This window comes from Sphingobacteriales bacterium (assembly GCA_016706405.1).
Classification (GTDB): domain Bacteria; phylum Bacteroidota; class Bacteroidia; order Chitinophagales; family UBA2359; genus BJ6.
Genome location: JADJJT010000001.1, coordinates 347,256 through 370,923, shown reverse-complemented (window position 1 = coordinate 370,923; position 23,668 = coordinate 347,256). Strand labels below are relative to the sequence as shown.

The 23,668-nt window shown below is 41.9% G+C and carries 14 protein-coding genes; 9 read left to right on the top strand and 5 right to left on the bottom strand.

All coding sequences use genetic code 11. The annotated features are described in order from the left end of the window. Nucleotides 1-57: 57 nt before the first annotated feature. Both IPI59_01560 and trmD read left to right on the top strand, forming a co-directional pair. Complete coding sequence (locus IPI59_01560; GenBank protein MBK7526257.1) at nucleotides 58-600, top strand: hypothetical protein; 543 nt, start codon at nucleotides 58-60, stop codon at nucleotides 598-600. A gap of 54 nt (nucleotides 601-654) precedes the next feature. Then, nucleotides 655-1,344, top strand: a complete 690-nt coding sequence (gene trmD / locus IPI59_01555) for a tRNA (guanosine(37)-N1)-methyltransferase TrmD (protein MBK7526256.1) — start codon at nucleotides 655-657, stop codon at nucleotides 1,342-1,344. Between the two features lie 105 nt (nucleotides 1,345-1,449). Here the strand turns inward: trmD and gldG are convergent, their stop codons facing one another. The 4 genes from gldG to IPI59_01535 all read right to left on the bottom strand — a co-directional run bounded on the left by gldG (nucleotide 1,450) and on the right by IPI59_01535 (nucleotide 7,665). After that, entirely contained in the window at nucleotides 1,450-3,171 is a 1,722-nt protein-coding gene (gene gldG, locus IPI59_01550; GenBank protein ID MBK7526255.1) for a gliding motility-associated ABC transporter substrate-binding protein GldG, read from the bottom strand. Nucleotides 3,172-3,320: 149 nt separating this feature from the next. Next, nucleotides 3,321-4,001, bottom strand: coding sequence for an ATP-binding protein (locus IPI59_01545; protein MBK7526254.1), 681 nt, complete (start codon nucleotides 3,999-4,001; stop codon nucleotides 3,321-3,323). A gap of 277 nt (nucleotides 4,002-4,278) precedes the next feature. Continuing rightward, a complete protein-coding gene (locus IPI59_01540; GenBank protein ID MBK7526253.1) occupies nucleotides 4,279-5,421 on the bottom strand; it encodes a carboxypeptidase regulatory-like domain-containing protein in 1,143 nt (380 codons plus the stop codon). Nucleotides 5,422-5,496: 75 nt separating this feature from the next. Continuing rightward, nucleotides 5,497-7,665 carry a tungsten formylmethanofuran dehydrogenase gene (locus IPI59_01535; protein MBK7526252.1) on the bottom strand — a complete coding sequence of 723 codons (2,169 nt, stop codon included), beginning with the start codon at nucleotides 7,663-7,665 and terminating at the stop codon, nucleotides 5,497-5,499. 509 nt (nucleotides 7,666-8,174) lie between these two features. Between IPI59_01535 and IPI59_01530 the strand changes: the two genes are divergently transcribed. From IPI59_01530 to ruvA, 7 genes are all read left to right on the top strand, one after another. After that, complete coding sequence (locus tag IPI59_01530; GenBank protein ID MBK7526251.1) at nucleotides 8,175-9,113, top strand: hypothetical protein; 939 nt, start codon at nucleotides 8,175-8,177, stop codon at nucleotides 9,111-9,113. A 34-nt stretch (nucleotides 9,114-9,147) separates the two neighbouring features. Continuing rightward, complete coding sequence (locus IPI59_01525) at nucleotides 9,148-12,924, top strand: carboxypeptidase regulatory-like domain-containing protein (protein MBK7526250.1); 3,777 nt, start codon at nucleotides 9,148-9,150, stop codon at nucleotides 12,922-12,924. Between the two features lie 137 nt (nucleotides 12,925-13,061). Continuing rightward, nucleotides 13,062-17,750 (top strand): hypothetical protein, encoded by a 4,689-nt coding sequence (locus IPI59_01520; GenBank protein MBK7526249.1) that lies wholly within the window; start codon nucleotides 13,062-13,064, stop codon nucleotides 17,748-17,750. Nucleotides 17,751-17,961: 211 nt separating this feature from the next. After that, entirely contained in the window at nucleotides 17,962-19,047 is a 1,086-nt protein-coding gene (locus IPI59_01515) for a PorV/PorQ family protein (GenBank protein MBK7526248.1), read from the top strand. 332 nt (nucleotides 19,048-19,379) lie between these two features. Then, entirely contained in the window at nucleotides 19,380-19,850 is a 471-nt protein-coding gene (gene greA / locus IPI59_01510) for a transcription elongation factor GreA (protein ID MBK7526247.1), read from the top strand. Nucleotides 19,851-20,137: 287 nt separating this feature from the next. After that, nucleotides 20,138-21,703 (top strand): TlpA family protein disulfide reductase, encoded by a 1,566-nt coding sequence (locus IPI59_01505; protein ID MBK7526246.1) that lies wholly within the window; start codon nucleotides 20,138-20,140, stop codon nucleotides 21,701-21,703. Between the two features lie 44 nt (nucleotides 21,704-21,747). Continuing rightward, on the top strand, nucleotides 21,748-22,365 hold the full coding sequence (gene ruvA, locus IPI59_01500) for a Holliday junction branch migration protein RuvA (protein MBK7526245.1): 618 nt from the start codon (nucleotides 21,748-21,750) through the stop codon (nucleotides 22,363-22,365). A gap of 90 nt (nucleotides 22,366-22,455) precedes the next feature. Here the strand turns inward: ruvA and lpxK are convergent, their stop codons facing one another. After that, a complete protein-coding gene (gene lpxK, locus IPI59_01495; protein ID MBK7526244.1) occupies nucleotides 22,456-23,610 on the bottom strand; it encodes a tetraacyldisaccharide 4'-kinase in 1,155 nt (384 codons plus the stop codon). Between the last annotated feature and the right edge of the window lie 58 nt (nucleotides 23,611-23,668).

Below are 23,668 nucleotides of genomic sequence, written 5' to 3'. Positions count from 1 at the left end.
GTATCTTTGTGTATGAACTACTCAAAATAAACATATTTTGCCATATATATCATAACTATGCGTTTATTAATAAGTGTAATTGTAATATTACTTGGTTTGCTACTTGGCATACCATTTTTAGCCAAAGCCCAAACCCAGCCACAACCCGCCAAGCCGGCAACACAAAATCCGGCACAAATGATTGACCCTACAAAAATTCGGCAGTTAGAAAATTCGGGCAAAGTACAAAAGGTAAATCCCAAGAATTGGCAAACTCAGTCAGACATTAGATTAAATACCGACGAGGCAAAATTTTCTATCAATGCCTATAAAATTGATTATTTGGGCAGTGCCTCATCCGGAGAAATAGCTACTTTAAACCTTTATACATCGGGCAAAGACAATAAATTTGCTATTTTGCACTTTTATGCTGCCGATAATCCCTTAGCCTATCAAGCTGCTAATTTACAAACCGATTTACTTCATGTGTATTACCCTTGGGATGCCTTTGAAGACATCAACACTATTTGCCGGACCAGCCAAAGACTGTTTCTAATATACAACAGCAGTGTTAATACGGCTTATATTACTACCGACGTTAATAACTCAATACGTCCGTAATAATAAAACACATAAATAAACAACAACACAACGCGCTATTTATTTATTGTTATTATGCGCATAGACATTATTACGCTGTTGCCCGAATTGCTGGAGGGACCTTTTCAGCACTCAATATTAAAACGCGCAAACGAAAAAGGATTACTGACGGTAACTTGCCATAATTTACGGCAATACAGCACCTATGCCCATAAACAAGTTGATGACTATGCTTACGGGGGGGGCGCCGGAATGGTAATGATGATGGAACCGATTGTAAATTGTATTGAACAATTGAAATTGCAATATGCCTACGATGATATAATTTACATGAGTCCTGACGGCGAATTGCTAAACCAACCTTTGTGTAATTATTTGTCGTTAAAAGAAAATTTATTAGTGCTATGTGGTCATTACAAAGGAATTGACGAGCGGGTAAGGCAACATTTTATTACCCGCGAAATATCTATTGGCGACTATGTATTGTCGGGGGGCGAGTTGGCGGCAGCCGTATTGGTAGATGCCTTGGGCAGGCTTATTCCGGGCGTGTTAAATAACGAAACATCGGCTTTAGATGATTCTTTTCAAAACGACTTAATTGCCCCACCAGTTTATACCCGTCCCGAGGTTTTTAGGGGGCTTGAGGTGCCCGAAATTTTGTTGTCGGGCAACCATGTTAAAATTGAAGCATGGCGGTTCGAGCAGTCGTTAGAGCGTACAAAGCAGAGGAGGCCTTCCATTTATAAAACCTGGAAAAACGACTAAAACTTGCACTGTTTTTTGTTTGTTTGCTTTTTAGTTTCCGGATATTTTTAGTAGTGTCGAGTTTTTTTGACCTATTTGCAGGCACTCCATCCAATATTACCGAAATTAAAGCGCATATTTTTTTCGCCGCCAAAAATAATATGCTACACCAAAAACAAGTACCAAAAGCACAGGCAGTACCAAATTTACAAACTGCCAAAATGTGCGCTCGCCTTCGATACGTTGGGTATCGAGCAGGCGCAGTTTTATTTCTTTGTTTCGGGCTTCAACAATGCCATAATCATCGGTAAGCCACTCGACTGCGTTTATTAAAAATTCTTTATTGGCAAATGTTTGGTTGGTGTAGCGGTAAAAGCCCAAGGGCAAGTTGCGGTTATTGCGCCGGTCTAAATCGTTGGCAATAACATCGCCATCGGCTACTATTATCATTTTGGTTGGCAGGCTTTCTTCGCGGCGGGTTAAATTTGGATTGTTGTCTATAATTTGTTGGGTAGAGGCATCGAGGCGGTTTTTAAACAATGATGGAAAAGAGCCTTCTAAAGCCATTGCCACCGTTTGCTCGCCACCGTTAAAATCTGCCGGATTTGGTTTTTGCCGGCTTTCTTCAGCGTTAATTTCTATGGGCGCAGTTTTTATCCGGGTATAAGGTGTTGTTTTTAGCAGGGGGGTTCTTTTTATCGGGTTTTTAAGCTTTGTGGTTGTATCTATGGTTCCGGCAAAGCGCAACAAAACAGCATCTAAGTTTTTACTAACCACGTGCTCATTGTTGTGGTTACTTACAAGCGGGTAGTAGGGCCAGGGCAGTTGCACCATTTTAGTGGCATCGGCCATAAAAGGTACGGTTACCGATTGTACATCTTCTACTAGATCGAAATTTAGTTTTACGCCGTATTTAAATAACAAGTCTTCCAAATTTAGCTCGTAGTTAGTGGCCACCAAACTGCCGCGCTGCAAACTATCTATATTGGCTTGTACATTTTCTACCAACCATAATATTCTGCCGCCGTTCATTACATATTGATCTAATTTGAACTTGTTTAATTCACTAAACGGTTGGGTGGGTTTGGCTATTATTATTGCCTGATAGGTTTTTGGAATAAAATCGTTTTTATTGAGGTCAAATGTATCTAAAACATAAAATCTCGAAATATCGTTGCCAATATCTTGTACGTATTGGTTGGGCAGTTCGCCTTGGCCGCGCAAAAAGGCTATTTTAGGGCGGTCGTTTTGCTGAATTTTGTTAATAGCATTGGCCAAATTAAACTCTAACAAGCCTATTGAATTGTTTAGGGTTTCTTGCGGGCCGCGATTTAATTGTTGCTGGAGCAAATCGGTGGCCAAAGTACGACCCTTATACGTTACCAATGCACCCGGATAAATATATTGCTCGGAGTAGCCTTGTTTTTGTTGTATAAGCGGAGTAGGTTTAAGTCCGGCTTTTAAAATATCGGTTATCAGGGCGGTATCGTTATCGGCGGTAGGGTCAATAAATTCGTACTCAATAGGTGCATACGACCTAAATTCGTCTAACATGTCTTGTGTGGCATTGCGCAGCCTTCTAAATCCGGGGGGCAGGTCGCCTTCTAAAAAAACACGCACATACACCACATCGTCTAAGTTCGATAACATTTTTTGAGTAGCCGATGTTAAAGTAAATCGTTTTTCTTTGGTAAGGTCAAAACGGTGGTAAAAGCGGGTTGCCAGCAAATTGAGGGCAAAAATAATTGCCAGCACTAAAGCTGTTTGTAATAATGCCTGAGCGCGTGGGCTGCGCCGGGTGCTTGGTGTAGCTAAAGGGGTTTGTGGCAATAAGGGCTTGTTTTCCACGCACAAAGATTAAATAAAAAAAAGAAAAAGGGTTTTATTTGGTTACTCGACCAACAGACAGACGAAGCAATTAAACAGTTTGGTAGCAATAAAATAAAACAGTAAAAAGATTGGGCAAAGTTACAAAAAAGATACGCGCTGTGGGTTAGCTACAATATTTTTCCGGATTTATGATAGCTGTTTCCGGAGGACTGGTGGTTTGATGCCGCAAATGTATAACCATCATCAAGCAGTGTTAAAGTGCCGTCGAACAAAAAATCAATAAGGGTACGGCGTGCGGCGCGTGTTGATACATTTTTTAAATTGGCATATTGGTCAATGGTAATGTGTTTTTGTAATTGCAATAACTGCAGCAGTTCATTTTGGCTTTGAAAATAAAAATAAGGTTGCCGCAATAAACTACTTAGGTCGCCTTGTTTTAGGGCGGCTGCAATAAAATCGGGGGCTACAATACATTGGTCGGCAACACGAATATACAAGGTGGCATTACCTTTTTTATCTAGGGCGTAATGGGGCTTTATATGGCTTTCGTGGATGTGTGCAATTAGCAGCATTTTGCCTTGTGTCTCGTACTCCTCGTATTGCAATTCAATTTGTGGACGGCAATACAAAGTGGCAGCGCGGTTTAACTCATAGGTTTCTTCGTAAACATCAACTCCTATTATATGGCCGTGGTCTTCAACGCCAACTATTATGCGGCCACCCCGGCTATTGGCAAAAGCTACTAAAGTGCGGGCAATTTTATCGGGTGCGGTAATATGTTGCTTAAAATCGAGGGTAGGGCCTTCTCCGGCAGCCAGCCACTGGCGCAAATTATTTTTGTGTTGCATCTTACTTAATTAGGTTAATCAATCAATCAAACAGTAACTTTTTTACCATTCTAGTGAAGCTACTAATTTGTTGTGTGCTTAGAGGAGGGGTAATTAAAATTCGAAGTAAAAAACTTGCACTCGAAGTAAAACGTTTGACCGTTAAAACTGTTTATTTGTTGCCAACTTAAATTTAGGCTGTAAACACATTTTACACGCAAATTAGTTGCAAAAACATTAAAAATACAAAGAAAGAATTTTTTTTTGCTTGTTACTTGGTATTTTATTTAGCCATGCCTTACCTAACCGGCTTAAGTTGCAAGGATACCGTTTTAATATCAGCCGATAAAGTGGCAATAGGGTGCTGCAACTGATTATAAGTAATAGCCGCGGCCTTGCTTGCTTGTTTGCTTGCTTTAATACGGGGCATTTCGCCAAGTGCGGCTGCCTTCATGGGGGCCATAACTGTTTGATTTAGCGGTAAAATATGCTGCTCGTGTATACCTTCTATTGCCGACTTGTAGAGGGATTGCAATAATAGCTCTTTTACGGGGTCTTTCCAAAATAGCCTGTTTTGACTAAGTCTTTGGCTTTGGTTTTGTATTAAACTATCGCGGGCGGTATTATATTTCGCAATTGTTTGATTAAAATTTTTGGCTGCCTCGGGATTTAAAAACGCATCTTTAACTCTAATTAAAGCCTGTTGCGTAGTTTTAAGACGGTCTAAATACACGTCAAATTCTTTAAATGTTTGTGCGTAGGCTGTTTCTTGATTTTGAAAAATATATTCGTTTTGTTGCTGCTCAATATATTGTTGTAGTTGTTTAGTTAGCTGCGCAATTTGTATTTTTAAACGTGTGTTTTCGGCAACTAAGCTATCGGTTTTACCTAATTTTCGGTCAATTAAAGTATTGGTAACTGTTAATTCTTTTAAAACAAGGTTGTGTCTGTTTTCCCAGGCGGCTACGGTATCTTCTAAAGCGGCTTTAAGGGCAGTTAATTGATTTTGTTGTAACAGACCATCTTGCTTTAACTTCTCGGTTTGTTGCCGCGCTGCCTGTAGTTGCCTGCGAAGTTCGCTGTCATCGCGTTCAAATTTTTTCACTTCAAATTCAACACTTCGGTTGCCGCGCGGCACTAAGGCGCGTTTTGAGCGAGGGCTAATTAGCAGCCAATTATCCGGAAGATTAATTTCTATCTCCTCAACCTGTTGTTGTATAGGTACGGTAAAAAAACCTTCATCGTTGCTGGTGCCTTCGCCCTGCCCAAGTATTACCACGCGCACGCCGCCAATGCCACGCCCTTCGGCATCTAATAGCCTGCCTTTAAAATTAGTAACTTGTTGTGCCCATGTTGTTAGCGAGCAGCCGGTCAAAAATCCTGTAATTATTAAAAAACACAAGAGCAAAAGTGTTGTTTTTGCGTAGTATTGTTGTTTCATGTGCTTGAGTGAATTAATTAATTAATTAATTGTGGCAGCTGTCTTGTTGTACTATAAGGAGTGCATTTTACGCCGTTACCATGCCAACAAGTCTTGCAAGGCCGCTGCCACCTTATTGGCGTTGGGTAATACTGCTTGCTCAAGGTCTGTGTTTAGGGGTATAGCTGGCACGTCTAAAGCACCCAAGCATTGAACGGGCGCATCTAAATAAGTAAAACAGTGCTGGGCTATACGGCCGGCAATTGCCTGCGCTATTGAGTTGCTAATGGTGTCTTCGGTAAGTATTAAAACTTTTCCGTGCCGTTGAACTGCTTTGTAAATTGCTGTTTCGTCTAACGGAGCGATTGTTCGTAGGTCTAAAATTTCAATTTGGCCGGGCAGTTGTTTGCTGGCATTCAACGCCCAATGCACACCCATACCGTAGGTAATAACTACGGCTGTTTGGCCTGCGGCTATTTTTTCGGCATCGGCGGCTTGATAAATATTGGCAACACCTATTGGGATGATATAATTTTCATCCGGCTCAATGCTTTTAGCCGCTTCTGTTCCTGGTACTTTTGACCAATACAAGCCTTTATGCTCTAACATTATTACCGGATTTGGGTCTAAAAATGCGGCTTTCAGCAGGCCTTTTAAGTCGGCGGCATTGCTTGGATACACCACTTTTATACCTTTAATAGTGGCCAAAGTACTTTCAATGCTTCCGCTATGGTAAGGCCCACCGCTGCCGTACGCCCCAATTGGCACCCTAATTAAGGCTTGAATGGGGTATTTGCCACAACTTAAATAGCACGATTTTGCCATTTCGACCACCGTTTGGTTCATGGCGGTATAGTAATAATCGGCAAACTGTATTTCAACAATTGGTTTTAAACCAACCGCCGACATGCCAATGGTCGAGCCTACGATATATGCCTCTTGAATAGCGGTATTAAACACCCGGTTGTCGCCATATTTTTCGGCCAAAGTGGCAGCTTCTCTAAACACCCCGCCCAAGCGCCGGCCAACATCTTGGCCATAAAAAACGGCATCGGGGTATTGGCGCATAATTTCGTCAATGGCATGAAGGGCAGCATCAACCATAATTGTTTTTTGACCATTTGCGGGGCTGCGTTCTCCTTGCTCGGTGGTTATGGGTATTGGCGCAAAAATATGCTCCATTATAGTCTCGGGCAGCGGATCGGGCGATGCTACTACATTTTCAAAATCAATACTAATTTGCTGTGCGATGTTGTTTGCTATTTTTGTCAATTCTTTTTCCGGAAATTGACCCTGTTTGAGTAAATAGCTAAACAGTTTGGGCAAGGGGTCGCGTTTGCGGTGGTCATTCAGGTCATCTTCGGTTCGATACCATTCTTTGCGCACCCCCGAAGTATGGTGATTTAGCAACGGCACGCTGGCGTGTACTAAAATAGGTTGCCGGGTTTGGCGCACGTTGGCAATTACCTGCTGCATAGCCTTATAGCAGGCGGCAAAGTCTGTGCCATCGAGGGTTATCCGGTTAAGTCCAACAAATCCGGCGGCATATTGGTAGGCATTCATGCTTCGGCTTTCATCGGCACTAACCGATATACCCCATTCGTTATCTTGCACCAAAAAAATGATGGGCAGTTGTTTTAGGGCTGCAAACTGAAAAGCCTCCGACACTTCGCCTTCGGTAACTGAGCCGTCGCCTAACGAGCAAACTACAACGGGGCGGTCGGTGGTGTTGTTGGGGTTTAGGTTTTGCTGCTCGCGGTACAATAAGCCCTGTGCAATACCCGTAGCTGGTATAACTTGCATGCCCGTGGCCGCTGATTGATTGACCATTCGTGGCCGGTCGGTTAAATTGCTGGCCGGGTGCGAGTAATAATTGCGCCCCCCCGAAAAAGGGTCGTTTGCTTTAGCTTGTAATTGCATCATTAGCTCGGCGGGTGTAAAACCAATGCTCATCAACAAGGCATCATCGCGGTAGTATGGGCTAACCCAATCGCAGGGCAATAGCTGTAGTCCGGTAGCACACTGTATGGCCTCGTGCCCGCGCGAGGTGGCATGTACATATTTAGCGGCAATGAGTTTTTGCTCGTCAAACAAATCAGACATGGCCTTTACGCTGCACATAATTTGATAGGCTTGTAAAAAATGCTTGTGCAGTGGTGTTACCTCGATATGGTTGTTTTTACCTTTGCTTTTGGCCGCTGTTGTTTTTGAACTTGTTTTTTTTGTTAATGTTGTTTCTCTGGATATATTAGAATTTAGGGGCATATTTTTTTTGTGCGTATTGTAATTTAAAAAGGGATGGTTAATCGGGTGCAAGCTACATAAAATAGTTAGTAATGCGACAAAGATACGTTATTTACCCGAATGTAACAATAAACCAATAATGCCCAACTTTTTACCTTGAATTTGATAGAAACAGGCTGTATATAGTTCTTTTTTATCCGGATTATTTAACCTAATTTAAGAAAACGCACACTTTAGAATTGTTTGTAACTAATTGATTTTCTGACTGTTATGTTTGTATTCAAGCAATTTTTTAACGATAAATTATGAAAATAGTATGCAACTGAATTAAAATATGCGCTGTACCTTTCGGTAAAACTTATAACTACTATGTTTTTTTCGGTTTTACGCTCTTTTTTAATTGTTTTAAGGTTTTTTCAAGTGTCAGGCGTTAAATACTGTTAAAGACAAGTAAAAATCACTATTTTTGAGGCTCGTTTTAGGATTATTTATTGAGTGAAACTATAATGTTTGGTTAAAAGTTTACGAAGGTGCATGTTTTAGTAGTAGAGGAAATAGACCCCGTTTTGGCACAAATGCTGACCCAACATGGCTGCACTTGCCATTGCCTGCCAAAGGCCACACAAGCTGAAGTTGAAAGTTTAATAGCCAATTACGAGGTTTTAGTGTTGCGAAGCAAAATAAAAGCAGATCGTTCTTTGATTAGTAAGGCAAAAAAATTGCAAATTATTGGCCGGTTAGGCTCAGGCATGGAATTAATAGACATGGCTTATGCCACCCAAAAGGGTATAACCTGCCTTAGCTCGCCCGAGGGTAATTGCGATGCCGTTGGCGAACATACTGTTGGTTTATTACTAAGTTTACTGCGCAATATTGCCGTAGCTAATGCTCAAATGCTGCAAAATATTTGGCAAAGGCAAGCAAATATTGGCACCCAACTTTCAAATAAAACTATTGGCATTATAGGTTATGGACATACAGGCATGGCCTTTGCCCGCCGACTGCAAGGCTTTGATGCGCAAGTGCTTGCTTATGATAAATACAAAACAAACTACGGCAACCAATGGGCAAAACAAGCAACTATGGCAAAAATTTTTAAACAAGCAGATATAGTAAGTTTACACGTGCCTTTAAACAAAACTACACACCATTTAGTAACTACTAACTGGGTAAAACAGTTTACAAAACCTATTTATTTAATAAACACCTCGCGGGGCGAGGTGCTGCTAACCCAAGAGATGTTACCCCTACTGGAACAACAAAAAATATTAGGACTTGCCCTCGATGTATTTGAAACCGAACCCGCCACTAACACACAACCCCAAGCATGGTTTAACGTGTTTAAGCAACTGCAAACCAAACCAAATGTACTGCTTACGCCCCATATTGCCGGCGTAACCCACCAAGCATATATTAAAATGGCAACTGTTTTGGCAACTAAAATTATAAACCAACTAAACAAAAAATAAAAACAACAACTATAAATAATAAAACCTTATTCGTATGATTCGATTATTACTACTAACAGCCTTGTTTTTGCTGGGAAGCCCCCTGATAATAATAAGGGCGCAAACTGGCGAAATACAAGGTGTGGTTTCCGATGCAAAAACCGGAGAACCTATTGCATTCGCCAATGTAACCACAAACGTGGGGGGTACATTGATTGGTGCAAAAACCGATTTTAGCGGAGCTTATAGCGTTAAACCACTACCTCCGGGCGAGTACACGGTTACCGCCTCGTATGTTGGCTATACCGCTAAACAGGTTGACAATGTGCGCGTAACAGCCGATAAAGTTACCAGCTTAGACATTCAATTAGGAGCCTCGGACAACGTGCTTCAAACCGTTGAAGTTGTTAGCTACAAAGTTCCGCTCCTCGAAAAAGACCAAACCTCTACAGGCGGAACCGTAACCAAAGAAGAAATTGATAAAATGGCACGCAAAGATGTAAACTCATTGGCATCTACTACCGCCGGCGTTTATCAAAACAAAGATGGTGGCCTTAATATCAAAGGTGCACGCGCCGAGTCTTCCGACTACTATATAGACGGCATTAAAGTGCGCGGAAGTTTAGCCCTGCCCTCGAACGCCATTGAACAGCTAACCGTAATTACAGGCGGTTTGCCTGCTAAATATGGCGATGCAACCGGAGGTATAACGGCCATTACCACACGCGGCCCCTCGCAAAAATTTGGCGCCGGATTTCAGTTCGAAACATCCGGAGTAAAACCCGTTGCCCTTGAACCGTATGGTTTCCATCAATTGAATTTTAATTTAACAGGCCCTATTCTTAAAAAGAAAATTAGCGAAACCACCGAACGCAGCGTTATTGGCTATTTTATTGCCGGCGAAATTACCCACCAAGACGACCCAAGCCCCTCGGCAGTTCAAATTTACAAAGTAAAAGACGATATTCATAAACGCTTGGTTGATAACCCCCTAGTATTTACAGACCAGGGCGGCTTTTTAAAAGCAATTGACTATATGAGTCTTGATAGCTTAGAGGCACAATCTGTACGCCCTGATGCGGCAACCAACCTTATAACTGCTACCGGAAAAATTGACATACAACCAGTACCCAGCGTAAACTTAAGCCTTGGCAGCAGCTTTACCAACGATAGTGGTAATGCTTATGTACGCCGCTTCGAGCTGTTTAATTCTGACCATAACGGCGACTACAACAGCCGCAGTTTTCGCGCTTTTGCCCGCCTTACCCAACGTTTTGGAGCAAATAAATCGGTTAATGCCAATGCCGAAGATGCAAAACCTCAAAGCTCGTATTTGCAAAACGCTTTCTACTCCTTACAATTCGACTTTAACCGTACCAACTATCTCGATAAAGACCCTGTGTATGGCGACAACTTGTTCAATTATGGTTATATAGGTAAATTTGATGTCTTCAGCGCCCCTCTTTATAATAACGTATTTATGGAAGATGTAGCAGGTACACCTTTTAATTTGCGCGGATGGACCCTACAAGGTATGCAAGATACCGCATTGGTATTTACACCCAGCGACAATAATCCCGGATTTGCTAACCGCACCCAACAACTAATTGATTACGTAAAAAGCTATGGCGGCAAAATAACCACCCTTGACAATTTAACCGGATTTTTAAACGGCGCACCAAGTAGCTCGTACCAAGCCGTATATAGCTTATGGTATGTGCCCGGAACCGCTTACAGCGTTTGGCGCAAAAACGAAACCAGCCAATATCGTTTGGTATTTAATGGCTCGTTTGACCTTAAACGCCCCGAGGCCAGCGAACTTAACAAACACGCTATTGAATTTGGTTTTGAATACGAACAACGAGACGACCGCAGTTATACCGTTAGCCCCCTTAGCCTATGGAACTTAATGGATGGCTTACAAGACGTGAGTAATAGCAAAATTGAGCGCGACTTGCTTAACCCCATTTTGGTTATAGATGGCCAAGAAATTCCATTTAGCCAATACGATGGCAATACTATGATTTTTAGCGAAAATGACACTATTAAATATAATTTTGTACGTACGGGCGAACAAGGCTTTTTTGACAAAACTTTCCGGAAAAAATTTGGACTTAGCCCTATTGACATTATGAACGTTCATGCCATTAGCCCCGACCAATACTCACTCGATATGTTTTCGCCCGATGAATTGCTAAACGACGGGGGAGCTATTGTAAGCGGCTATGGCTACGACTACTTAGGCAATAAACTTAGCAAACAACCTGCTTTTAACGACTTTTTTACGGCTAAAGACGAAACTACCGGAGAATATACCCGCCTGCTTGGCTCGTTCAGGCCAATTTATGTTGCCGGATATATTCAAGACAAATTTCAATTGAAAGACCTTATTTTTAACTTAGGTGTTCGTGTTGACCGCTTCGATGCCAACTTAAAAGTACCCAAAGATATTTACACGCCACTATATGCTGCCCATAACGCCGGCGATAGTGAGGTAAAAAGCAAATTCAATATCCCTTCTACAATAGGCAGCGATTATACCGTTTACGTGGACAACGAAGTAAATCCAAGCACCATTAAAGGCTTCCGCCGCGGAGACGACTGGTACGATGCCAACGGCCTTTACGTGCGCGACCCACAGGTGTTGGCTACCGGAGGCGAAATTTTGCCTTGGTTGGTAAACCCATTGGATGATAACCCTGGCAATGATGTGAGCGACAAAAATTACAACCCCGACCTTGCTTTTGAAGACTACAAACCCGAAGTTACAGTACAACCTCGTATTGCTTTCTCATTTGAAATATCTGACGAGGCCATATTTTTTGCCCACTACGACGTATTGGCGCAACGCCCTCAAGGTCGTTTGCTAACCTTGCCCGATGATTGGTATTATATGCCCGGCAAAAGCGTAGCTACTTATAATAATCCCAATTTACGCGCCGAAAAAACCATTGACTATCAAATTGGTTTCAAGCAAAAACTTAACGACAAGTCGGCACTAACCCTTAGCGGTTTCTACCGCGAAGGCCGCGACATGGTTCAAATTTCAAATGTAACATTCTCGTACCCCATTACCTATTCTACTTTCCGCAATTTGGACTTTAGCACCGCAAAAGGTTTTGAATTGACCTACGACCTTCGCCGAACCGAAAACGTGCGCTTATTGGCTTCTTATACTATGTCTTTCGCCGAAGGTACCGGCTCGGGCGATGCCTCACAAGCCAACCTTATTAGTTTTGGTGTGCCTAATTTGCGCAATATTATACCGCTTAGCTACGACTCGCGGCATATGATTAACCTGTCGTTTGACTATCGTTTTGCAACCGACGCCAGCAAATATAACGGTCCACGCATTAAAGGCCGCAATATTTTAGCAGGTTTAGGACTTAACGTTACCGCTCGTGGCCGCTCAGGTGCACCTTACACCCGCCAGGCAAATCCAACCCCAACTGCGCAGTTTGGCGTTGTAACCCGCGCCGACCTTGATGGCACAATTAATGGCTCGCGCTTGCCTTGGAACTTCCAAGTAGATGCCCGTTTAGATAAAGACTTTTTGTTGAATCCAAACAAAAAAGAAGGCAAAAAACCTTTAATTCTAAATGTTTACTTAACAATATTGAACGCCTTAGATGCCGACAACGTATCGGGGGTATATGCCTTTACGGGCAGTGCCGAAAATGACGGCTATTTAAACTCGCCCGAAGCTGCTACCTTCATTAACCAGTTGGCCAGCGAACGCGCTTTCCGCGACTTGTATGGTATTTACAACAATACACCCGGTAACTATGCCGCACCGCGCCGACTACGTTTAGGTATGGCAATTAATTTTTAACAAAAAACAATAGCAACACTAAAATATGGGTAGTATTGGTAAAAAACAAAAACATTGACAACGATACTACCCAAACTTTAGAAAGCCAAATTGTATAACATTCAAATAAATAATAATAAATAAATTTATATAAAAACATGAACAGCAAGTACACAAATTTTTGGTTATGGCTGTTGGTATTAACGCTATTTAGTGCCGCAACTGCTCAAGCACGCGAAAATAATGGCCTGCCAACCCAAAAACCAATACCAATTTCGGGAAAAACAGCGGCAGCCTGTTCGCCGGCAACAGCTAGCATTGAGCTGAACGTGAACAATGTTCGAACCCGCCTGTTATCGGCAGGCGATATGTGGTGGAACCTCCAAGATGCGAGGTACGAAGTACCTAAAGTTGAACCAGGATCGGGGCGTCCCTCTATCCACTCGTTATTTGCCGGTGCGCTTTGGATTGGTGGCATTGATGCCTTAGGCCAATTAAAAGTTGCCGCCCAAACCTATCGACAAACTGGTAATGACTTTTGGCCAGGCCCATTAGACGACGATGGTAATACTAACGACGAAGTTTGCGGCCAATTTGACCGCTTTTGGGAAGTTCGGTCAAAAGATATTGATGATTACTTAGCCTTGGTTTCAGCACAAGATGGCGGCGACGCCAGTGCAGATGTTACTATTCCGGCTGGATCAATACCACTTAGCATATTAAAATGGCCAGGGCGCAATAATGCCTACGCCGATATTTCGCTTCCGGAAGATAAAAACTTAGCGCCATTTTGGGACCGAGACGGCGATAACGACTACGACCCCACAAAAGGCGATTATCCGGTAATTGACTCGAAAACCCAAGGTGTTTATGCCGACCAAATGATTTGGTGGGTATTTAACGACAAGGGAGACGTGCATAGCGAAACCGGCGGCGAAGCTATTGGTTTACAACTTAATGCTTTGGCCTTTGCCTTTGCCACTAATGACGAAGTAAATAATATGACCTTTTACAAATATGGTATTGAAAACAAGGCTACGCAACCATTAGACAGTGTGTTTTTTGGCCAATGGGTTGACCCCGACCTTGGTAACTATGGCGACGACTATGTAGGTTGCGTACCCAGCGAGGGTATAGGTATTGTGTATAATGGTGATGCAAACGACGAACTATACGGTGCTAACCCACCAATGTTGTGTGTGGACTTTTTTAAAGGCCCGCGCAAACAAAATGGCGTTGATAAAGATGGCAATCCTACTTATGAAATTCTTAATATGTCGGCATTTGTTTATTATAATAACGACTGGTCTGTGATAGGAAACCCCGAAATTGCTTCGCACTTTTACGGCTACTTAGCCGGTGTATGGAAAGATGGCTCGCCATTTACCTGTGGTGGTAATGCGTATGGCGGTACAGACAATAGTTGCGACTTTATGTTTCCAAGCGACCCAACCTTGTCGAAACCAGCATGGAGCGAATGCTCAGAAAACAACAAACCCGCCGACCGCCGCTTCTTACAATCTGCAGGGCCATTCAGACTTGACCCAGGTGCTTTTAACGAAGTAATTGTTGGTGTGGTATGGATACCGGGCGAAGGCTTACAATATCCCTGCCCCAGTTTTGATGGCATAACCCGCGCCGATAAAAAAGCTCAGGCCCTATTTGATAACAATTTTAAACTAAAAGATGGCCCCGATGCCCCCAATGTATTTATAAGGGAACTAAACCGAGAGTTAATTTTAACCATTTATAATGACTCGCTAAAATCGAACAACGCCTTTGAATTATACCAAGAAATTGACCCCGTATTGGCCAAACAAGGTTTTCCGGATTCGACTTATAACTTTCAGGGATATGTTGTTTATCAACTAAAAAGCCCGCTCGTTTCGGCCTCTGAGTATAATGATCCCGACAAAGCCCGCATTGTTGAAGTAGTAGATATTAAAGATGATGTTACCCGATTAATAAATTGGTCTATTGATGGCACCACAGGATTTTTAGTTCCGGAATTAAAAGTAGATGCCAAAAATAGTGGTATCAAAAAAAGCTTCCGGATAACTGAAGATTTATTTGCCACCGGCGACAAGCGTCTAACAAACAATTTACCGTATTATTTTTCAGTGAAATCGTATAGCTATAATGCCCACGAACCCTACAAGCAATTAGAGCCAAGCCCCACAGCACAATTTGAACCGTATTTAGAAGGCCGTGGCAATATTGGCGTTTATGTGGGCGTACCACATATTGAAGATCCACAGTTTGGCGGTGTTGAGCCAGTAAGTATTTATGGCGATGGCCCCGAAATTACAGCTATTTGTGGCAAAGGTAATGGTGGCAATGCCGTTCAACTAACCGAAACCACGGTAAATGAAATTTTAGCCAGCCCCAACCATATTGCCGCCGACCCCGTTTACCAAAGCGGCGCTGGCCCTATTGATGTAAAAGTTGTTGACCCGCTAAGTGTTAAAGGTGGTACTTATGAGTTGAGTTTTCAAGACAATATCTACCCATCGTACAGCCAGCCCCAAAATGGAACCATACAGGTTGACCAAAACACAGGTATTTTAACATACACACCCAAATCTGGATTTGAAGGCTTTGATTATTTTACTTACGAAGTAAGCGACGTAAACTGTAATACCGATATTGGCTTTGTGCGCCTTGAAGTTGGTACAGCTAAAATTGACACTGTTAAAGCATATAACGACACCTACTCTGTTGAGTGGATTGCCAAAATAGAAGCCGATGTTAGTGCTTACCCAACTGTTGTTATTTCTCCAATGGTTAACGATGTAAGTACAAGCGCTAATACCACCATTACTGCTGCTACATCACAGCACGGCACTATCGTTAGTATTGATGCTGTTAATAAAACTATTAAATATCGCGCTAAACCCGCCTTTATAGGCATTGACCGCATAACCTATACCATTGAAAACCCCGATGCAAAGATTGACTCGGTAAGCCAAGGTGTTATTAGTGTAGATGTATATAAATTGCCTTATTTAGGTTTTAATGCAGTAATTGCCAACGATGACATGGTGGCCGTACCTGCTAACGCCTCAACTGCTTTGGCTGTACGCGATAACGACACAGGCGATATTCAGTCGGACTTTTTGTCGCCGTTTGCCCGTTGGACCCTTACTAATATTGGCACGGGCGACACGTGGAAATCAGAAAGCAATATTAAATTAGGCGATGAGCAATTAATGGGCGGTTTAGGCGACCCTTCGCTAGGCTTTACCATTAGTATGCGCCAGCAACCCCAAGCTTCGGGCGATGTTGATGTAAAAATATCGGCGGGGCTTCGCTTTGAAAACAACTTTTTACCCTGGATGTCTATGTTAAATGATGGCGAAGGTACTAGTATTACTAACTGGGTTCGGTCGGGCGACAATGTAGATGAAAACAACGATGCTTCGTATGCAGATAACTACTGGAATCCGGATAATTTTTATGACCCTCAAGGAGTTTACGAAAGTATTTTAGGTGGCACTATTGCGCCCTATTGTTTGGTAAACAACCAAGGCTCTGACGAAAAAGGTGGCCGCCTTAACCCTGCTTGTAGCGACTGCCTTACCGGAAGCCCAACCTATTCGCTTGACAATATGGCCAGCGTTGAAGTAGTTTTTACCGACAATAAAGCCCTTTGGACAAAATGCGTGGTTACCGAAATGGCACGTACCCCCAGCATTGCTGACGGAAAAGCAGTTAAAAACAGCCTGCGCAATGCCCCATCTTGGGAAGACCCCAACGCGATTGATGGCAACGGCAAGCCCGTTTATGCTTCGCCAGCAGGTAATACTTTGCAACCCGGACAAAAATATTATATTCGTGGCAACTCAAGCTCCTATATTACCTACACCGATAATAAAGGTGCTACTGTACAACGTTTGGCAAACAATATGTTTATAGCCAAAGATATTGACCAAGCTACCAGCGCAACCTTAAATAATAATGCCGAGCTATTTACTACCGACAAAATTGGTTATTCGTGGTTCCCCGGATACGCCATTAACCACGATACCGGCGAGCGACTAAACCTCATTTTTAGCGAAAATAGCTTTTTCATTAGCGATAATGGCAAAGATATGATTTGGAACCCCAGCACAACCTTGGTACAACCAGGCTCGTTCTCGTTTAAATTAGGTGGCGAACATTTTGTGTATGTAATGAACTCGCGCTACGATGGCGGCCAATACTACCACGACCAATTAGTTGCCTCAACTATAAGCGAAAGCCCTACAGAGAAGGTTACGCTTAAAAACAGCGTTTGGAAAGATGGCATGTGGGTGTTTTTACCTTATGGTGTTACCGGATTTGAATTGAAATCTTTAAAAGACGGTTTAATACCAACCAAAACTACTGTAAGCGTAAATGTTGCCCGCCCCTACGAACTTTGCGACGATTCGAACGAGTTGAAGTACCGCTTTAACTTAGACAATTATGTGCCAAAAACGAACCAAAAAGCCATTGCCGAAGCCGCTTTAGATAAAATTAGAATTGTTCCCAACCCGTATTATGCCTACTCGGCCTACGAACAAAGCCAGTTAGACAATCGCGTGCGCATTACCAACCTGCCCAATAAAGCAAATATTAACATTATTACTGTTGATGGCACTTTAGTGCGCACTATTAAGGTTGATAATGGCGGGCAAGATACAGCCGCCGGAGACAAAGAGGGCAAAAAAGTGTATAACTCGGTTGATTGGGATATGAAAAACTTTAAAGGGGTGCCTATTGCCAGCGGTATTTACCTTATTCATATTGAAGCACCCGATTTAGGCAAAGAGGTAACCCTCAAATGGTTCTGCATTACAAGGCCAATTGACTTAGATATTTTCTAATAAACAAAGAAGTATAGACTAATATTAAAGTAGAAGACAAACAAGCAAGCAGTTGATTTTTACATCAGTGTAAAAAAATATTAATGTGCGAAAAATCAACTGCTTTGTTTGTTAATAGCACTAAAAAACATCCGGATGAAACAAAGTTTATCACTTAAGTTAAATATCCGGAAAAAATGTAAACAACCATTTAATTTGTTAAAATAATTTTATGTACATAAATTTCCAATTTTTAGTAAAAAACCTGCTACTAAGTATGTACGCCCTTTGCTTAATTAGCTTAATGGGGCCAACAGCTACAGCAGGCAATAAAGACCGCGCTGGCCAATCGGGTGCTGGCGAGTTGCAAATGCAGTCGTGGGGGCGTTTGTCGGGGTTGCATGGTATGGCTACCAGCAATATTACCGGCCTCGAGGCTATGAGCCTTAACCCCGGCGGCTTAGCTTTTACCAAAAAACTCGATATTGCCTTTGCCAATACCCAATGGCTTAAAGGCAGCGGTGTAAATATTAGTGGCTTGGGTTTGGCTGCTAAATTAGGCGGAGAAGATGGCAAAAATGTGCTGGGTTTAACCATCCAATCGGTGCGTTTTGGCGATATACCCGTTACGCTTGTTTCTGACCCCGATGCCGAGTTGGGTGCTAGTTTTAGCCCTCAGTTGTTAAATATTGGCTTATGTTATGCCCGCTCTTTCTCGAACAGTATTCACGTGGGTTTTGGCCTTAAATTGCTCAACGAGTCCATAGCAAACGTCTCGGCCTCGGGGGTTGCAATGGATATGGGCATACAATATGTTACCGGCCCGCAAGACAATATACATTTTGGTATCTCATTGCGCAACGTAGGCACTGGCTTGCAGTTTGGCGGAGACGGCTTAACCTACCAAGCCCAGGCAAATAACAGTAACCTAATTTTTAACCTTCGCACCGAATCCTTTGAATTGCCTACCCAATTGAATATTGGAGCTGGCTACGATATTAAAATGGCCGAGCAACACCGTTTAAGTATAATGGGCAATTTTAGCTCGAACGCATTTAGCAGCGATCAACTTGGCGGCGGCTTAGAATATGCTTTTAAAAATATATTAGTACTACGAGGTGGTTATAAATACGAAACCGGCGGTATGGGCGATTTTAGCACCGAAAGCCGGATGACTGTTTATACCGGATTAAGTGCCGGATTAAGCCTAAACTTACCGCTTAAAACCGACGGCCCCTCAATTGGTGTTGATTACGGTTACCGCCACACCAACCCCTACAGTGGCTCGCATACCATTGGGGTGCGTATTGAAATTTAATTTAGTAGGTTCATTTGGTAAATTACTAAAAATGCCTTACCTTTGCACTTGAAAGGCAAATTTTGAGCAAAACGCGAACTATTTAGCCTAATTAATCGTTTTATAAATGCGACATTCGCCTGCCTCCCACAGCAGGCGAATGTTTTTATTTTTTATACAGCTATGCAAAAGATGCAGTGCCCATTCTTAAATTGATTGCATTTCCGGACTATATGACATAATAAACGGAATGTATAATTAAATTTAACACACCTAAATATTAATCAATTTAACTCTCCCTCCCTTTTTCCCTACAATACAAGTTTAAACATTTAAATTAACCAAAACCAAACATGACTATCAAATATTTTACCCCCGAAGGATTAGAAAAATTAAAAAAAGATCTACACAAACTTAGAACAAAAGACCGGATAGAAATTAGCCGTCAAATTGCCGAGGCACGCGACAAAGGCGACTTGTCGGAAAACGCCGAGTATGATGCCGCAAAAGAAGCACAAGGAATGTTGGAAATGAAAATTGCCGCCCTCGAAACCGAGTTGGCTAATGCCCGTTTAATTGACGAAAGCAAAATAGATAGCTCCAAAGTGATGATTTTGTCGAAAGTACGCCTTAAAAATCTCAACATAAACAAAGAGCTTGAATATATGTTGGTTTCGGAAAAAGAAGCCGACTTAAAATTGGGTAAAATTGCTATTTCAACACCTATTGCGCAGGGCATTTTAGGGCATACCGTAGGCGACGTAGTAGAAATAGCTGTTCCATCGGGTAAACTGCGCTTAGAAATATTAAGCATAGGCCGATAATAACAAATAGGGCATAGTGCAAGAATAAAAATGATATCTGGCCGGCTAATTTTTAAGCCGGCTTTTTTGCTAATTAATCCGGATAAATAACGATTGCTGTGTTTAAGTGCGATAAAATCCAAGCGATATTTTGCTAAAATTTGCTAAAACTACCATTTTGTTAGCTCAAACTTTGTTTTACCCAAACACAGAATTTAATTTTGCGTTTTATTTTAAATTATAAATTTTTCTGCCAAAAAGCTCGACACAGTTTTAATGTGTTAGGTTAAAAATCTCCTTATAGGTCAATGTTTCATTTTCATTTTAATTTTAATTTTATTAAGCGCATATTTATAAATACCGGTACCAAATGTATCGCCTTTTTTACCTTAACAACTTATTGTAGCATAATTATAGCAAACGCGCAAAACACACCGGTTGTAACTGCAAAAACAAACGTCAGCAGTAAAACAGACCACCAACAACAACATCAACACATAGCACCCAATTTTATTATTTGCGGCAATATTGCCAATGCAGCCGATACCGTAGTTAGCCTGCAAATGGCCACCAATCCGCTTAGCCCAACACAAAAAACACAGGTTAAAGACAATATGGATGCTAAAGGCAATTTTTGTATTAAAACGACAATACCGCTGCCAATGCAAATATTGTTTGTAAATCAGGGGCGTGCCTTGCCAATATATGCCGCTCCGGGCGATAGTTTATACCTGACAATGCATCCAGCATCCGGAAAAAATACCAATATACAATTTACCGGATCAAGTGCTAACGAGCAAATATACTTGTTACAGCAAAGCAGCCTTTTAGCAACGATAAAAAAATATGAAGACCCCGAAAAATTAACGCTTGCTTATGGCGATTATAAAAAGTATGCCGATAGTTTGTTGACCATTCAGCTAAACTATGCAATTTCGTTTTTTGCCACCAATAAAGTTAGCCCAGGTTTTGAGCGCATTGCTAAACGCGATTTACACTACACACATGGCGCAGCCATTGCCGGATACCCTTATTTACACGCAAGAAGCACTAAAAATAAAGGTTTAAAAACCAATATGAACGTGAACTACTATGCCTTTCAAAATAATGCCGAAGCACCGCTGCACAATGACGAAATGATTTATTACCCAAGCTATACCAACTATTTGCAAACCTATATGCTAAGCGAAGTAGGTAAAAAAATAGATAATAACCCAAAATACGATGCATCGGATTTTTACGCCGATATGGCTAAATCTACTATTAGTTTGCTTAAAGGAGCACCCTTACAGTACGCCTTGGCGCGAGTTTTTATTGAAGGTATTACCAACGGCAAACCCGATAATATTTTACCCTATTACGACGACCTTCAAAAAACAAATCCTCCGGCCGAATTGCTTAAAATAACGGATGTATATTACCAACGAGCAGCAAAAATGGCAAGAGGTACAGCAGCATCTGACTTTACAGCCCAAGACAGTACCGGAAAAACGGTTACCCTCGCCGATTTTAAAGGAAAAGTAGTGTATTTAGACTTTTGGGCTACCTGGTGCGGACCCTGCCGAAAAGAAATGCCGCACTCGAAAGAATTAGTAAAAAAATATAAAGATAATAAAGATATTGTATTTTTATACACTTCGGTTGATAAAGATAAAAATGCTTGGTTAAAATTTTTAAACGACAACGAAAAAGGATTTGGCGGAACACATATTTGGGCCGGAACAAATAAAAGTATTAACGAAGCGTATCAAATATCGGGTATCCCGCGTTTTGTAATTATTGACCGCAATGGCAAATTATACGATGGCAATGCCCGCCGACCCAGCGACCCGCTTTTGACCAAAGATTTAGAGGCAGCCTTAAAAATTAAGTAAACACATAAAGTAACCCTTGCTAATTTAACCGCTTATTTAGTTTTATGTACGCATATATAAAGGGCGCGTTAGTGTTTAAATCGCCTGCGCAAATTATTATCGAAACAAGCGGCGGCGTGGCATATTGGCTACATATTAGCCTTAATACCTTTACCGCCATCCAAAATTTAAACGAGGCCAAACTATTTACCTGGTTAGCTGTGCGCGAAGATGCCCATATTTTATATGGCTTTTTTGACGAAGCCGAGCGCGATTTGTTTTTACAGTTAGTATCGGTAAATGGCGTTGGGCCAAGTACTGCACAAGTTATGCTATCATTTATGCGCCCCCAAGAATTGCTTACTGCCATTACTACCGGCGACCATACAAGTTTAAAACGAATAAAAGGGATTGGCGCAAAAACTGCCGAACGTATTGTACTTGAACTAAAAGACAAGCTTGGAAAAGCCTTTGCCGATACCAATTTGGCAACCCTTACTCCAATATCCGGAGGCAGCAACGCTAACGCTACAAACAATTTTCAAGCCGAAGCACTGGCAGCACTTATTAATTTAGGTATTGCCAAACCAGTTGCGGTACAAGCCATTCAAAAAGTGCTAAAAGCAAACCCCGCTATTGCCAATGTTGAAACGCTGATACGGCAGGCTTTAAACAATTTGTAGCAATAACTTCTTTAATTATTAGAAACTAATAGTGTTTTTAACGACTACTCTTGGCAATATTTATTATCCGGATGAAGTAAAAAACCATACTTAATAATTTGCTTTCCGGATACAATTTAAAACCATTTCTGTTAGCTGCCCGGCTTCTTGTTCATCATCAAAAAGCAGGTCAATTGGTTGTACCCAAACCGGGCAATTAAAGCCTTGTGGCCAAGTGGCCTCTTGCCATTTTACGGCATCTTTTTGGGTAGTAACAACGGCAATTTGTTGGTTCTTGGGGTTGTTTAGCTGCCATTTATGGCAAAAATGAGCAATTTGTGCAAAATTTGCTGAGGTGTAAACATGGTGGTCGGCAAAAAAGCGGATAAAAACTTGTTGCCCTTGCTTGTTTTTTAATCGCAGTTGGCTTTGTAAATATTGTAGTAGGGGCTTAGGTTGGGCAATGCCACAAACCAATAATATTGCTTGGTAGTTATGCCAGCCTTTAAAAACAGGTTGGTTATTATTGTTGTTTAATGATGGATGCAAAGCATAAGGTTGTCCATATACATACCGTGTAAAAAATACGGGCTGCCTTTGCTTTAAAAAGGGAGTCAATTGTTGTATAATTTTTTGTTTGTTGTGCTGCGATAAATTTTTTGGACATTTAGTAACAATTACTGCCTGAGCGCGGTTAGCAGCGCAGGCAGGCTCGCGCAGGTTTCCGGCCGGAAGCAAATAATCGGCAGTAAATAGCCTGTTATATTGGGTTAGCAACACGTATAAATGTGCTTCCAAAGCTCGGTGTTGATAGGCATCGTCTAAAACTATTGCATTTAAGTTTGGGTAGTGTTGCAATAGTTGGGTTATGCCTTCGGTACGTTGCTCGCAAACAGCCACGGGTAAGGGACTTGTAGGTTGTTGTTGGGCAAATCGTTGATATATCATTAAAGGCTCGTCTCCAATTTGGGCAGCACTACTCTGTTTTGAGGCTAGCACAAACCCCTTGGTTGCCCGACCATAGCCTCTGCTTAACAGAGCCGGATGCAGCCCTGCTTGTAGTAATTGGGCTAATAACCAAGCGGCATGTGGCGTTTTTCCGGATCCGCCCGCTATTAAATTACCTATTACTATGGTAGGTATGGCAAACTTTTGAGTTTCAAAATAGCCTTTTTTATAAGCATAGTTTCGCAGCCAAACCCCTAATCCATACAACTGGGCAAAAGGCCACAGCAGTAAAACCCTAAAAAATAGTAATATTTTCATTTTAGCAGCAACGGTAAGAGCACGTAAAACACAAGCAAGCAGCAATTAAATAAATGCC